At 63.6% G+C, this 13,715-nt stretch carries 12 protein-coding genes and 1 pseudogene; 11 read left to right on the forward strand and 2 right to left on the reverse strand.

Annotated elements, in window-relative coordinates; translation table 11 throughout:
• Positions 1-222, forward strand: a pseudogene (locus tag E4U03_RS12985) (hypothetical protein); the annotation flags it as partial.
• 222 nt (positions 223-444) lie between these two features.
• On the opposite strand, the gene E4U03_RS11345 reads toward E4U03_RS12985, so the two are convergent.
• Positions 445-1,161 (reverse strand): IclR family transcriptional regulator, encoded by a 717-nt coding sequence (locus tag E4U03_RS11345; RefSeq protein ID WP_135013841.1) that lies wholly within the window; start codon positions 1,159-1,161, stop codon positions 445-447.
• Positions 1,162-1,380: 219 nt separating this feature from the next.
• On the opposite strand from E4U03_RS11345, the gene leuC reads away from it, so the two are divergent.
• The 6 genes from leuC to E4U03_RS11375 all read left to right on the forward strand — a co-directional run bounded on the left by leuC (position 1,381) and on the right by E4U03_RS11375 (position 8,041).
• A complete protein-coding gene (gene leuC / locus E4U03_RS11350; RefSeq protein ID WP_135013842.1) occupies positions 1,381-2,802 on the forward strand; it encodes a 3-isopropylmalate dehydratase large subunit in 1,422 nt (473 codons plus the stop codon).
• A gap of 46 nt (positions 2,803-2,848) precedes the next feature.
• Positions 2,849-3,442, forward strand: a complete 594-nt coding sequence (gene leuD / locus E4U03_RS11355) for a 3-isopropylmalate dehydratase small subunit (RefSeq protein WP_135013843.1) — start codon at positions 2,849-2,851, stop codon at positions 3,440-3,442.
• 219 nt (positions 3,443-3,661) lie between these two features.
• Entirely contained in the window at positions 3,662-4,984 is a 1,323-nt protein-coding gene (gene murA / locus E4U03_RS11360; protein ID WP_135013844.1) for a UDP-N-acetylglucosamine 1-carboxyvinyltransferase, read from the forward strand.
• Between the two features lies 1 nt (position 4,985).
• On the forward strand, positions 4,986-5,759 hold the full coding sequence (locus E4U03_RS11365; protein ID WP_228066236.1) for a lysophospholipid acyltransferase family protein: 774 nt from the start codon (positions 4,986-4,988) through the stop codon (positions 5,757-5,759).
• A 22-nt stretch (positions 5,760-5,781) separates the two neighbouring features.
• Positions 5,782-6,873, forward strand: a complete 1,092-nt coding sequence (locus tag E4U03_RS11370; protein ID WP_135013845.1) for an NAD(P)H-dependent glycerol-3-phosphate dehydrogenase — start codon at positions 5,782-5,784, stop codon at positions 6,871-6,873.
• 40 nt (positions 6,874-6,913) lie between these two features.
• The gene (locus E4U03_RS11375) at positions 6,914-8,041 is read left to right on the forward strand and encodes a D-alanine--D-alanine ligase family protein (RefSeq protein ID WP_135013846.1); all 1,128 of its coding nucleotides are present in this window, start codon (positions 6,914-6,916) and stop codon (positions 8,039-8,041) included.
• Between the two features lie 102 nt (positions 8,042-8,143).
• On the opposite strand, the gene E4U03_RS11380 is transcribed toward E4U03_RS11375, so the two are convergent.
• Positions 8,144-8,671, reverse strand: a complete 528-nt coding sequence (locus tag E4U03_RS11380; protein WP_245207727.1) for a DUF3515 family protein — start codon at positions 8,669-8,671, stop codon at positions 8,144-8,146.
• Between the two features lie 149 nt (positions 8,672-8,820).
• On the opposite strand from E4U03_RS11380, the gene E4U03_RS11385 reads away from it, so the two are divergent.
• From E4U03_RS11385 to E4U03_RS11400, 4 genes are all read left to right on the forward strand, one after another.
• Complete coding sequence (locus tag E4U03_RS11385; RefSeq protein ID WP_135013848.1) at positions 8,821-9,822, forward strand: hypothetical protein; 1,002 nt, start codon at positions 8,821-8,823, stop codon at positions 9,820-9,822.
• A 7-nt stretch (positions 9,823-9,829) separates the two neighbouring features.
• Positions 9,830-10,870 carry a thiamine-phosphate kinase gene (gene thiL / locus E4U03_RS11390; protein WP_135013849.1) on the forward strand — a complete coding sequence of 347 codons (1,041 nt, stop codon included), beginning with the start codon at positions 9,830-9,832 and terminating at the stop codon, positions 10,868-10,870.
• Positions 10,851-11,810, forward strand: a complete 960-nt coding sequence (locus E4U03_RS11395) for a DAK2 domain-containing protein (RefSeq protein WP_135013850.1) — start codon at positions 10,851-10,853, stop codon at positions 11,808-11,810. Before thiL ends, E4U03_RS11395 begins: the two co-directional genes overlap by 20 nt.
• On the forward strand, positions 11,811-13,715 hold a 1,905-nt coding region (locus E4U03_RS11400; protein ID WP_135013851.1), incomplete at its 3' end, for an ATP-dependent DNA helicase RecG.

Here is a 13,715-nt window from a genome sequence, read left to right on the forward strand (position 1 = left end):
GTGCCCACCCTGCTCGTAGCCACCGGCATCTTACTGGGCATACTCACCGCGGCCCTGGGCCGAGGGCTAGCAGCAGTGGGGCACCGCATCTACGCCAAGAACATCCGCCGCCAGCTCGAAACAAACCTGGCAGATGTGGCAGCCCGCTGCGTCACCGCCCCTGTGCAGGACGAACTAGCCCGCCTCCAAGGCTACCGCCAGGCCCTACACGAGGCCCGATAAAACAAGAACTCCCCGCCTATCGAACCCGGTGAGCGGGGAGTTTTCTGTATTTCAGCATCTTAGTACGAGGCTTATTGAACGGGGTTTCACAGGCTCGCGCTCGCTGCAGACCCTCTCACCTGGTTCGCTGGCGCTCACTAGGTGATTCACGCCAGCCACCGAGCCAGCAGCTTCGCTGCGACCCTGCTTCACCCCAGACTTTGAATAAGCCTCTAAGCAGTTCTAGCTACGCAGCGCCTCAGTCAGCGCAGCTGCAGCCTCGCACACTACTTCGGCGTGCAGGCGGCCGGGCTGGCGGGTTAGACGCTCGATGGGGCCCGAGATGGAAACCGCCGCAATGACCTTGCCAGAGGGGGAGCGCACCGGCGCTGAAACGGATGCGGTACCGCGCTCGCGCTCACCGACAGACTGGGCCCAGCCGCGGCGGCGGACAGCTGCCAGCATGGTGGCTGAGAAACGGGCGTTGTGTAGGCCCTCGACTAGGCGGGCGTGGTCTTCCCAGGCGGTAAGAATCTGGGCGGCTGAGCCTGCCTTCATGGAAAGCTGGGTGCCGACCGGGATGGTGTCGCGCAGGCCGATAGGACGCTCGGCAGATGCCACACAGACGCGCCAGTCGCCCTGGCGGCGGAAGACCTGGGAGGACTCACCGGTGACATTGCGCAGGTTGTTGAGCACGGGGCCTGCTGCTGCAATCAGGCGGTCTTCACCGGCGGCGCTGGATAGTTCGCCCAGGCGGGGGCCGAGCATGAAGCGGCCCTGAACGTCGCGGGCTACCAGGCGGTGGTGGGTGAGAGCAACAGCTAGTCGGTGGGCCGTGGGGCGGGCAAGCCCGGTGGCTTCAACGAGCTGGGACAGGGTGGCGGGGCCTGCTTCGAGACAGTCAAGAATGTGGGCGGCTTTGTCGAGGACGCCGACGCCTGAGCTGCGGTTATCTTGCATGGTGGTAACTTTCGCCTGTGGTCGTGGGCCGGGCAATGGCCCAGGTGAATGGTGCGGTGGGGGCCTTTCGAGTGTGAAAGATTGAGAGCTAAAAGGATTGTGTCCGTATAACCTATCATGACTTCTCATATGCTGATATGCAAGTTCATTTATTGGAAAGATTTTCTTCGGCGCGTCACACTTGTTAAAGCATCACGAGAAAATTTTTTGGAGGACGACATGGCTGGTATTACCGACCATACCCCGCGAACCTTGGCAGAGAAGGTTTGGGACGCGCACACTGTAGTGCTCGGCGAAGACGGCAAGCCCGACCTGCTCTACATCGACCTGCACCTGGTCCACGAAGTGACCTCACCCCAGGCTTTCGAGGGCTTGCGCCTTGAAGGGCGCCCCCTGCGTCGCCTCGACCTCACCATCGCAACCGAGGATCACAACACTCCCACCGAGAATATCTTCTCCACCATCGCTGACTTGACTTCCCGCACCCAGATTGAAACCCTGCGTCGCAATGCTGAGGAATTCGGTGTGCGTATTCACTCCCTGGGTGATAAAGAGCAGGGCATCGTGCACGTGGTGGGCCCCCAGCTGGGTCTGACCACGCCCGGCATGACCGTGGTCTGCGGTGACTCCCACACCTCAACCCACGGCGCCTTTGGTGCTCTTGCCTTCGGCATCGGTACCTCTGAGGTAGAGCACGTGATGGCTACTCAGACCCTGCCCCTGGCCCCCTTCAAGACCATGGCCATCAACGTTGAGGGCACTCTCAAGCCCGGTGTCACCGCCAAGGACATCATCCTGGCTGTTATCGCCGAAATCGGTACCGGCGGTGGCCAGGGCTATGTGCTGGAATACCGCGGCTCGGCTATCCGTGCTCTCTCGATGGAGGGCCGCATGACCATCTGCAACATGTCCATTGAAGCCGGTGCCCGCGCCGGCATGGTTGCTCCCGATGAGACCACTTTTGAATACGTCAAGGGCCGCCCCCACGCACCGACCGGTGAGAACTGGGACGCAGCCGTCGAATACTGGAAGACCCTGCCCACCGACGAGGGCGTTACCTTCGACCGCGAGATCTTCATCAACGCCGACGAGCTTGAACCCTTCGTTACCTGGGGCACTAACCCGGGCCAGGGCGTCCCCCTCTCCCAGGCTGTGCCCTTCCCCGAGGACTTTGAGGACGAAAACGAGCAGAAGGCAGCCGCCCGCGCCCTGGAATACATGGATCTGACCGCAGGTACCCCCATGAAGGACATCCCCGTTGACGTGGTCTTCCTTGGCTCCTGCACCAACTCCCGCATCGAGGATCTGCGGGCCGCCGCCGAGATCGTCAAGGGCCAGAAGCTGGCTGAGGGCGTGCGCATGATGGTTGTCCCCGGCTCCCAGAAGGTGCGCGCCCAGGCTGAAGAAGAGGGCCTGGACCAGATTTTCAAGGACTTCGGCGCCGACTGGCGTTTTGCTGGCTGCTCCATGTGCCTGGGTATGAACCCCGACCAGCTTGCCTCCGGCGAACGCTGCGCTTCGACCTCCAACCGCAACTTTGAAGGACGCCAGGGTAAGGGCGGACGCACCCACCTGGTTTCCCCTCTGGTCGCCGCCGCTACCGCCATCCGCGGCACTCTCTCATCACCGGCAGACCTGTAGGCCCTCTTTGAATGAACCCGGTAAGCCCGGGTAGAACGGAATTTTCATGGAACCCATTAAGAAGCACACCGGCATTGGCGTGCCCCTGCGTGCCTCCAATGTCGATACCGACCAGATTATCCCCGCCGTCTACCTCAAGCGCGTGACCAAGACAGGCTTCGACGATGCCCTATTCGCTGGCTGGCGCAAGGATGAGAACTTCATCCTCAACCAGGAGCCTTACAAGCACGGTTCTGTGCTGGTCGCTGGCCCCGATTTCGGCACCGGCTCATCCCGCGAGCACGCGGTCTGGGCTCTCAAGGACTACGGTTTCCGCGTGGTTATCTCAGCCCGTTTCGCTGATATCTTCCGTGGCAACTCTGGCAAGCAGGGTCTGGTGACTGCCCAGGTAGACCAGGACAACATCGAACTAATCTGGAAGCAGCTAGAGGCCGAACCTGGCACTGAAATTACCGTTGACCTGGAAGACAAGACCGTCACCGTCGGCGCTTTGACCGTGCCCTTTCAGATTGATGACTACGTGCGCTGGCGCCTGATGGAGGGCCTGGATGACATTGGCCTCACCCTGCAGCACGAGGACGCCATCACCGCCTACGAGGCCAAGCGCCCCGCCTGGCTGCCCCGCACTCAGCAGCTGTAAAACCAGCCCACAGCTTAACCCAAAGGATGCCGTGCCCCGCGCACCGGCGTCCTTTTGGTGTTCTGCCTGGCCCGTCTAGATAGGTAAAAGCTGTGGTATGGCTAAGAACACCGCCTGTACAACAACCAGTGCACCTAAGTGGGGTAAAGTTGGTAAACGAGAATTGACGCGTAAAGTAACGCGAATCAACACCCTAATAGTTTTGACGATTGGACGTACATGGTCAGCGCACTGCGTATTGAAGGTGGCACCCCTCTGAAGGGCGAGGTAAACGTCCGCGGTGCTAAGAACCTGGTCCCCAAGGCCATGGTTGCCGCCCTGCTGGGTTCCACCCCCTCGGTGCTCCGCAACGTTCCCGAAATCAAGGACGTACAGGTCGTTACCGACCTGGTTGAGCTGCACGGTGTTTCGGTGGACTACAATATGCAGGCCGGCGAGCTGCGCATGGACCCCTCAAAGGTCTCTGTAGCCAACCACACCGACATTGAGGTGCACGCAGGTGACTCCCGCATCCCGATTCTGCTCTGTGGCCCCTTGCTGCACACTATCGGTGAGGCCTTCATCCCTGACCTGGGCGGCTGCAAAATCGGTGACCGCCCCATCAACTGGCACCTGCGTGTGCTCGAAAAGTTTGGTGCCAAGATTGAGAAGCTGCCCACCGGTATCTCCATGAAGGCCCCCGCAGACGGCCTCAAGGGCGCCCAGATCAACCTGGAGTACCCCTCAGTGGGCGCCACCGAGCAGGTCCTGCTGGCCGCTTCCCGCGCCAAGGGCAAGACCGAGCTGACCGGCGCTGCCATTGAGCCCGAGATTATGGACCTCATCGCTATCCTGCAGAAGATGGGCGCCATCATCACCGTAGAAACCGACCGCCAGATCATCATTGAGGGCGTTGACGAGCTGACCGGCTTCAACCACGTGGCCATGCCCGACCGCAACGAATCAGCCTCCTGGGCTTCAGCAGCCCTGGCCACCGGCGGCGACATCTTCGTGCGCAATGCCAACCAGAAGGACCTCTCCACCTTCATCAACGTCTACCGCAAGCTGGGCGGCGGCCTGGACATCACCGACGAGGGCATCCGCTTCTTCCACCAGGGCGGCGACCTGAACCCCCTCTTCGTTGAAACCAACGTGCACCCCGGCTTCATGACTGACTGGCAGCAGCCCCTGGTCGTAGCTATGACCCAGGCTAAGGGCGTCTCCGTTGTTCACGAGACTGTCTACGAGAACCGCTTCGGCTTCACCGACGCCCTGGTTCGCATGGGCGCTACCGTGCAGCTGCACAAGGACTGCCTGGGCCCCACCCCCTGCCGCTTCGGCCACCAGAACTTCAAGCACTCAGCCATCATCACCGGTAAGACCCCCCTGCGCGGGGCCGACATCAACGTGCCCGACCTGCGCGGTGGCTTCTCTCACGTGATTGCTGCTCTGACCGCTGAAGGCACCTCAAACGTCACCGGCGTTTCCGTGATCTCCCGCGGCTACGAGCACTTCGTTGATAAGCTCACTGCCCTGGGCGCTAACTTCGAGGTCACTGCCTAAGATGAGCAAGAACAGCGCTTCTTTGAGTGATATCAAGCCCACCAAGATGGGGGATGCGGTCTACACCGTAGCCGGTACGCTCTTGCGCCCCCTCTACAACCTGCCCATGAAGGCGCAGATTGAGGGGCGGGAGAAGCTACCCAAGACTGGCGGGTTTATCGTGGTCTCAAACCACCTGACCGTGGTAGACCCGATTACCGCAGCCTACCCCCTCTTCCTTGAGGGCGTACTGCCCCGGTTCTTGGCCAAAGAAGCGCTATTTAGGGTGCCGGTGCTGGGCTGGCTCATGCGCCAGTGCGCCCACATCCCGGTTGCCCGCGGCTCAGCCCGGGCAGGCCAGTCCCTTGAGGTTGCCCAGAATGTTCTGGACGCCGGGGGAGCGGTCATTATCTTCCCCGAGGGCACCCTAACCAAGGACCCCGAAATGTGGCCCATGACCGGTAAATCGGGGGCAGCCCGCCTGGCCCTGGCCACCGGCGCCCCGGTCTACCCGGTAGCCCACTGGGGCGACCAGGACTTCTGGCCCCGCCGCGGCAAGCCTCGCTTCAGCTGGCCCCGTAAGAAGGTCAAGATTGTGGTGGGCGACCCGGTCGATTTCAGCGACCTGGTCCAGCGCCGCGAAGACGGTGCCCGCTACACCCATGATGAGCTGGCCGCCGTCACCAACCGCATGCTCGACGACGTCACCGCCCTGCTTGAGGGCCTGCGCGGCGAGAAAGCCCCTGCCGGGCGCTGGAATGCCGTTTTGGACGTCCGCCAGTCACCTGACCAGTAACCGCTAGGGGAGGCACGCACCCATGACCGATGTGAAGCACCAGAAAATTGCTGTTCTTGGAGCAGGTAGCTGGGGCACCGCTTTTGCCAAGGTTCTTGCGGACGCCGCCACCAGCTCAGGCGCCGACCGGCAGGTCGTTCTGTGGGGTCGTAACCCCAACACGATGGAAGCCATGCAGCAGAGCCGCACCAACGAGGGCTACTTCCCCGGGGTCAAGCTCCCCGACACGATGGTCATGACGGCCGATGCCTCTGAAGCCCTGACCGGGGCCAGCATCGTGGTACTGGCTATTCCGGCCCAGGTGCTGCGCTCCCAGCTTGAGGTCTTTGCCCCCCTGATGGAAGAGGACGCCCTGCTGGTGTCTCTGGCCAAGGGCCTAGAAATGGGCACGGGCCTGCGCATGAGCGAGGTCATGATTGAGGTGCTCCAGGGGCACCTGATTGCCAGCGGTGCAGCCCCCGAAACGGTTGAGGCTGTGCTGGGGCGGGTCACCGTGCTCTCTGGCCCCAACCTGGCCAAGGAAATCATCGCGGAGCAGCCCACCACCAGTGTGGTTGCCGCTCAAAGCGAAGAAACCGCCCGGCAGATTGCCGCTATCTGCGCCGCCGACTACTTCCGCCCTTACACCAACACCGATATTGTGGGCGTAGAAATTGGTGGCCTGGTCAAGAACGTCATTGCCCTCTGCGTGGGCATGTGCGAGGGAAAGCAGTACGGTGATAACTCCAAAGCCTCGGTCATGACCCGGGGCCTAACCGAGACCACCCGCCTGGCCCTGGCTCTTGGCGGTAAGAGCGAGACCATGAGCGGCCTGGCCGGTATGGGCGACCTCATCGCTACCTGCGCCTCACCGCTGTCCCGAAACCACACCGCCGGCCGTCTGCTGGCCGAAGGTATTGCCCCAGATCGGTTGCACACCGTGATGACCCAGACCGCTGAGTCCATCAAGTCTGCCCCCGTTGTGGCAGAACTCGCGCGAAAAGTGGGGGTAGAAATGCCCATCACCGAAGCGGTCACCGCCGTGCTCGACCGTAGAATATCAGTTGAAGAATTAGCCCCCGCCCTGCTGGGCCGCTCCCTCAAATCTGAGGAAAGCACCCCGGCAGCCAGCTAGGGCAGACGGGGCTGATCCCCGAACGAAACCAAAGGACGTTATGACCGAAACCAGCACCAAACCTACCGTCGCCCTGCTGTGCGGTGGGCGCTCGTCCGAGCACTCCATCTCACTGATTACCGCCCGAGGCGTACTCGGGGCTATCGACCACGACAAGTACGACGTGGTCACCATCGGTATCACCAAGGACGGCCGCTGGTACCTGACCGACGAAGCAGCTCTGATCGAGCTGACCGAGGCTACCGCCTTGGCAGAGTTCCCCGCTGAGGGTAAGCAGGTCTTCCTGCCCCTGGGTGGCGGCGATAACCGCCTGCGTCTGATTGACTCTGCCGAAGCCACCAGCGTTGAGATGGGCCCGGCTATCGACGTGGTTTTCCCCCTGCTCCACGGACCCTTCGGCGAGGACGGCACCGTGCAGGGCCTGCTGGAAATGGCAGATTTGAAGTACGTGGGTTGCGGTGTAGCCTCATCTGCTATCGGCATGGATAAGCACTTCATGAAGGTGGCCTTTGAGGCCGCTGGTCTAGAGGTTGGGCCCTACGAGGTTGTGACCCACCGCCAGTGGGTGCTTGACCAGGCTGGTGCCCGCGAGCGCATCGAAAAGCTGGGCTACCCGGTCTTTGTGAAGCCTGCCCGTGCAGGCTCGTCCTTCGGCATTACCAAGGTTGATTCGGCGGACCAGCTTGACGCGGCGATTGCCGAGGCCCAGGCCCACGACCCCAAGCTGGTGATTGAGGCCGGTATTGTGGGCCGTGAGATTGAGTGCGCTGTGCTTGATGGGCACCGCTCTGAGTTGCCTCGGGCCTCCTACCCCGGTGAGATTGTGGTAGTTGATGAGCAACACGGTTTCTATGATTTTGAGGCCAAGTACGTTTCGAAGACTTCGGCTGAGACCCGCTGCCCGGCTGACCTGCCCTCTGAGGTTTCTGAGCGGATGCGCCAGCTAGCTGTTGAGGCCTTCCTGGCCGTTGATGGTGAGGGCCTGTGTCGCGCTGACTTCTTCTACACAGAGGACGGCCGCCTGGTGATTAACGAGGTGAACACCATGCCCGGCTTTACCCCCATTTCTATGTATAAGACCATGTGGGAGAACACCGGCCTGGCCTATGGTGATTTGATTGACGAGCTGATTTCCCTGGCCCTGGAGCGCCCCCTGGGCCTGCGCTAGGAGCCCTCGAAGGCACTGGGGTAAGCCCCTGCCTCTAGACGTCAACGAAACCCCCGATACCTGAGACGGTATCGGGGGGTTTTCGCTTACACAGTTTCTCGTTTAGCTGCCAGTGCCGCTGTCGACACCGGTAAGGGTGTCATCGACATTGGTGCACTGCATCTGCTGGGGTATTTGGGCGATAGACGACGATACTTCTGCAAGGACGGTGGAGGAGGAGACCCGGTCAGCGTCGAAGGTTACCTGCACGGCGGGGTCACGGCCGAAGGTTTCGGCGACCCAGGTGCCGGTGGCAGTTTGCTCGGCGCCAGTGGCGAGTTCTTCGTCGGCAGGCTTGACGATCCAGTCAACGCCATTGACCGAGACACAGGTATCTGAGACGGGGGCTGTACCGAGCTCGACCCCGCACTTGAGGATGACGGCGCTGGGGTCGCCCCAGGCGGTGGTGGCCTGGGCGGTGGTTTCGCGCTGGGCCAGGCCGCTGACAGTATCGGGCATAGCAACCAGGGCGTAGGCGCAGGTTGGATTAGCGGCGTCTGGGGCCGGTTCAAGGTTGACGGCACCTGCCCCGCAGCCGGTCAGGCCTAGAGCGGTCAGGACGAGGACGAGGGGTTTGCGCAGTGTTCTCACCTGGCTATTGTATAACTTTCGCTGTGACAGGACGCCGGTGGTGAGAGACGCTAGCCGGGGGAGAGCAGATTCGGTAGGGTAGGGGTAGAGTTAGCCGGGGCAGGTAGCCGAACAAGACTGCCTGGATATGAGTGATGGAAGGAGGGGCTATGAAGCAGAAGACCTATTATGCGGCGGGGACGGCTCTCGCCGTGACGGTAGCCCCCCTTGCCCTGCTCGCCGGGCAGGTTCTCACCGGCCCCCAGAGCGCTTTTGCCGCTGACCCGACAGAAAGCCCCGCCCCTACAAGCTCCACACCCACCAGCACACCGTCGGTGGGTAAGAGCCCGAGCGAAAGCCCCAGCCTGGAGGTCACAGTCGCCCCTAGCGCTACTGAATCGCCCAGCCCCGAAACACCAACACCTGAGACTCCCATACCGGAGTCTCCTAGCCCTGAGCCTACAAGTGCGGAGCCAACAAGCCCAGCGCCTGAACCTAGCTCACCTGCGCCATCTAGCCCGGCACCAGAACCCACCAGCGACCCGGTGCCTTCGGCTGCCCCTGAGCCGGTTCCTGCCCCCAGCGAGTCGGTCATCGTGCTTCCGGTACCGCCGGGGGAGACGTCCGCCCCCGATGTAACCGGCGGAGCTGCCGGGCTGCCCAGCCTTCCCGCAGCCGACCCCTCGGCCCAGCCGTCCGCCGGTACGGGCCAAAGCGAGGGCAGCGGAGCTGCGGCACCGGGCCAGGGGGACTTTGTCCCCTCAACCCTGGGCAACAGCGTCGCTGGGGCCCAGGACCCAACCCGGATGGACGCCGATACCAGCCAGCTGGAAACCTCACCGGTAGATGGAACCGTGCTGGGTATTTTCTCAAGTAGCCAGCAGAGCCCCGGGTACGCAGGGGCACCTGAGTGGGTAGAAGGCTTCTTGAACGTATCGGGGGCCCAGGGGAACAGATCCTCATCTGCCGACCCCAACCAGGCCGCCGGTGTTGCCGGGGCAGAGGCCCAGGGGCACCAGGCCGGGGCAGTGACCGGGGGGAGTATCTTCCAGCGCGGCAACACCATTATGAACGGTGCCCGCCCCCTGCTGATTTTTACGGGTATCGCCACGGCGGGCCTGGCCCTGGTGGTCTTTGACTTTGTTTGGCGTAACCGCGCGCCCAGGAACTAGGAGCCCTATGCAGACCGTTGCCCAGGTAAGTGAGGGCCAGCTTCTTGCCCTGTTTATGCCCGTTCTGGCCGAGCACAATGAGCGGGCGGCGGACGTCCGCGCAGAGCTGGGTGCCCCCGGCGCCCTGCTACTGGGGCCGGGGGACGACTCCGCTGCCCTCGATTTGCGGGGTGCGCTGACCGTCATGAGCACCGACACCCAAACCGAAAACCAGGACTTCCGCCGCAGCTGGCCCTCGGGCTACACAACCGGTGGGTATGAGGTGGGCTGGAAGGCCGCCACCCAGAACCTGGCTGATATTGCAGCTATGGGGGCTACCCCGGTTACCCTCCTAGTATCGCTCACTCTGACTCCCGATACCCCCGTGAGCTGGGTACAGGACTTTGCCCGGGGCCTCACCGAATCCTGTACTGCCCAGGGAGCTACCACCTGCACGATTGCCGGGGGCGATATGGGCTCCGGCAGCGAAATCTCGGTAACTGTTACCGCCGTGGGCCTGACCGACCGGCCCATCACCCGAAGCGGGGCCCGCCCCGGGGACGCTGTGGTCTTCGCCGGTGCCCTGGGAACCGCAGCTGCCGGTCTAGCCCTGCTGGACTCAGCCCCCTTCACCGTCACCGAAGAGCTGACCGCCTGCGTCCGCGCCCAGCAACGCCCCCGCTCGCCCCTTCACCTTGGGCCGGAGGGTGCCTCCCACCTGACCTCCCTCATGGACGTCTCCGACGGGCTGGTGCGCGACGGCGGCCGTATCGCAGCCGTCTCCGGTGTGGCCCTCGACCTTGACTCCTCGGCTCTGGCCCCCTGGATAGACAGGGTAGGCCCTGCAGCCCTACTCACCGCAGGCACCCCCGAACAGGCGGACGCCCAAGCCCTGCGCTGGGTGCTGACCGGCGGGGAAGACCACGGCCTAATAGGCACCTGCCCACCTGCACAGATACCGCCCGGATTTACTAGAATTGGTACGGTACAAGCAGGCGACGGAATCACCGTCGACGGCCGCACCTACACCGCGAAAGGATGGGATCACTTTGAGGCAGGTTCCCGCTGACTGGTGGCTGAACTGGCTGCTGCGCGCTCGCACCCAGCTGGTGGAGCACCGATCCCTTCTCAACCGCATTAACGTCTTTCCCGTGGCCGATGCCGACACCGGGGCCAACATGGTCGCCACCCTTGGGCGGGCTGCCGATACCGCCGGCATGGCGGACGATCCCACCCTCGCCCTTGCCGCCCGGGCAGCCCTGCGCGGGGCCAGGGGAAACTCTGGAACCCTGCTAGCTGTCTGGCTCCTGGGTCTAGCTGAGGAACTGGGGGAGGCCGGGCAGCTGCCGCCTTCCACCGTCCACGCCCTGACCCCGCAGGCGCTCGCCGCTGCCTGGGAACGAGGGGCCCAACAGGCGTCCGCCGCTCTGAGTCAGCCCGCTGACGGCACCATGCTCACCCTCATGCAGGCTCTTGCCACCTGCCCGCTGCCAGATCCTACCGATGAAGAGGACCCCTGGCAGGTCTACCTCACGACCCTGCTGGCGGCTTCAGAGGCTGCCCTGCGAGCTACCGCCGAAGCAGAGCACGCCCGTAACGGCTGGGTTGATTCCGGGGCTCTGGGCCTGCACCTGGTCTTAGTAGCCCTGGTGGCAGAGCTACTGGGGGCCGCCCCGCAGGCCACCTACCACGACCTGCTCCAGGTGGGGACGGCGTCCTTACCGCCCCGAAGTACGCGGCAGCGCTCGGTGGCAGAAGCCCGCATCGAGGTTATGTGCGAGATTTATCTGCCCGTGCTCGAAGTAACCCAGCTACGCAGCGCCCTGGAGACAGTCGGGGACTCTGTCTCCATCGCCCAGGTCGAAGCAGGGAACGAGGCCCTGTGGGCCATCCACGTGCACGTCCCCGAGGCCGAGGACGCCCTGGCCCTCCTCTGCGCTGCGGGCAGCCCCCTAAACGTGCGAACCACCTCCCTGGATACCCCCTCCCACCGGGAGTCCACCCCCTAAATGGCAGCCCGTAAACGCAAGACCCCGGAACTGAGCGAGCAGGCAAAGGACGCCCTGGCCCGCTACGCCGCAGAAGACCGCCTCGATAACGCCCCCCTGGCCGACTACCTGGGAGCAACCCTGGCCAAGTCCTTCAAGACTCACCTGGGTCTGGAAACCGTGGGGCAGGCCCTGGACTACTACCCCCGCAAGTACCTGCCGCGCGGGGAACTCACCCCCTTCTCATCCCTGGTTGAAGGTACCGAAGCTACCATCGTCGCCAGGGTAGTGCGGGTGACAACCCGCCAGATGGCATCGCGCCGCGGGTCCATCACAGAAATCACCATCACCGACCAGCTAGATCAGGTTGGTCAGTCCGAGCCCACCTGGCAGCCTCCCAACCCCAACGCCTACCGGGGAGCAGCTCCACCGGCGTACTACACTCGGGGCTACACCAACCCCCGCCTGCACGGTAGCGCAGGGGGCTCCACCGACACCCAGCTACCGGGCACCCAGCCCAGCTACCAGCTGGGAGACATCTTTGGCGGCTACGCCCCCGAACCCTACTCACTGACAGCCAGCGGCACCATGACCCTGAGCTTCTTCAACGCCTGGACCGCAGCCCGAGACATCCACGAGGGCGACCAGGTCATGTTCTCGGGCAAGGTGGGCTCCTACCGGGGCGAAATCACCCTGACCAACCCCCACTACGCCGTCATCGCCGGAAAAGAACTGGCCGCCGCCCCCGGCGCCGGCGCCGAAGCGATTGAGCGGGCTGCCGCGCGGGCGTCCGCCCCCATACCGGTCTATAAGGCCAGCCCCAAGTTCCCCACCGATAAAGTGGCCGCAGCCATCGAGACCCTGATCGAGCGCATCAACCTCAAGGAGCTCGAAGACCCCGTCCCCTTTACCGTGCGCAAGAGCCGCAAGATCCCCTCCCTCGAGTGGACCTACCGGGCCGTGCACACCCCCGATACCGAAGAAACCTGGCGGGCAGCCCACCACTCCCTGCGCTACCGCGAGGCCTTCGTGCTACAGGCCGCTCTGGCTCGTATTCGTGCCGCCCGCGCCGCCCAGCAGACTGTTGCCCGCCCGGCTGTAGACGGCGGTTTCGCGGACGCCCTGCTGGAGGCTCTGCCCTATCAGTTGACCGAGGGCCAGCAGGCCGTTGGCGCAGAAATCCGCTCTGACCTGGCCAGCTCTTCCCCCATGAACCGTCTGCTCCAGGGAGACGTGGGTTCGGGTAAAACCGTGGTGGCCCTGCGCGCCATGCTACAGGTGGCAGATAACGGTGCCCAGTCGGCTATGCTGGCCCCCACCGAGGTGCTGGCTGAACAGCACTACCGGTCGGTGTGCGAGATTCTGGGCGATATGCTGGCCCCGCAGGAAAGTTCCGGGAGCGCCGGGGCAGGCGTCCGCGTCGTGCTGCTCACCGCCTCCCTCAAAACTAAGGCCAAACGAGAAGCCCTGCTGGCTATCGCCTCGGGCGAGGCAGACATCGTCATTGGTACCCACGCCCTGCTCGGAGACTCGGTGACCTTCGCCGACCTCGGGCTGGTCGTAGTCGATGAGCAGCACCGCTTCGGTGTTGAACAGCGCGATGCCCTGCGCGGTCGCGGCGGGGAGCTGCCCCACCGGCTGGTCATGACCGCCACCCCCATACCCCGTACCGTCGCCATGACCGTCTTTGGCGATCTCGACACCTCGGTGTTTGACCAGCTACCTGCCGGCCGCCAAAAAATTACCACCCACGTGGTGCCGCTGGCAGAGCACCCCCGCTGGGCCGACCGCATCTGGGCCCGCGCCCGCGAAGAAATCGACTCCGGGCACCAGGTTTATGTGGTGGTGCCCAAAATCGGCGGGGCCGATACCCCCGGCGACGCTGAAGCCTGTCTCTTATACACAACTGACGCTGCCGACGACGGA

Source organism: Rothia nasimurium (genome assembly GCF_004569295.1).
GTDB lineage: Bacteria > Actinomycetota > Actinomycetes > Actinomycetales > Micrococcaceae > Rothia > Rothia nasimurium_B.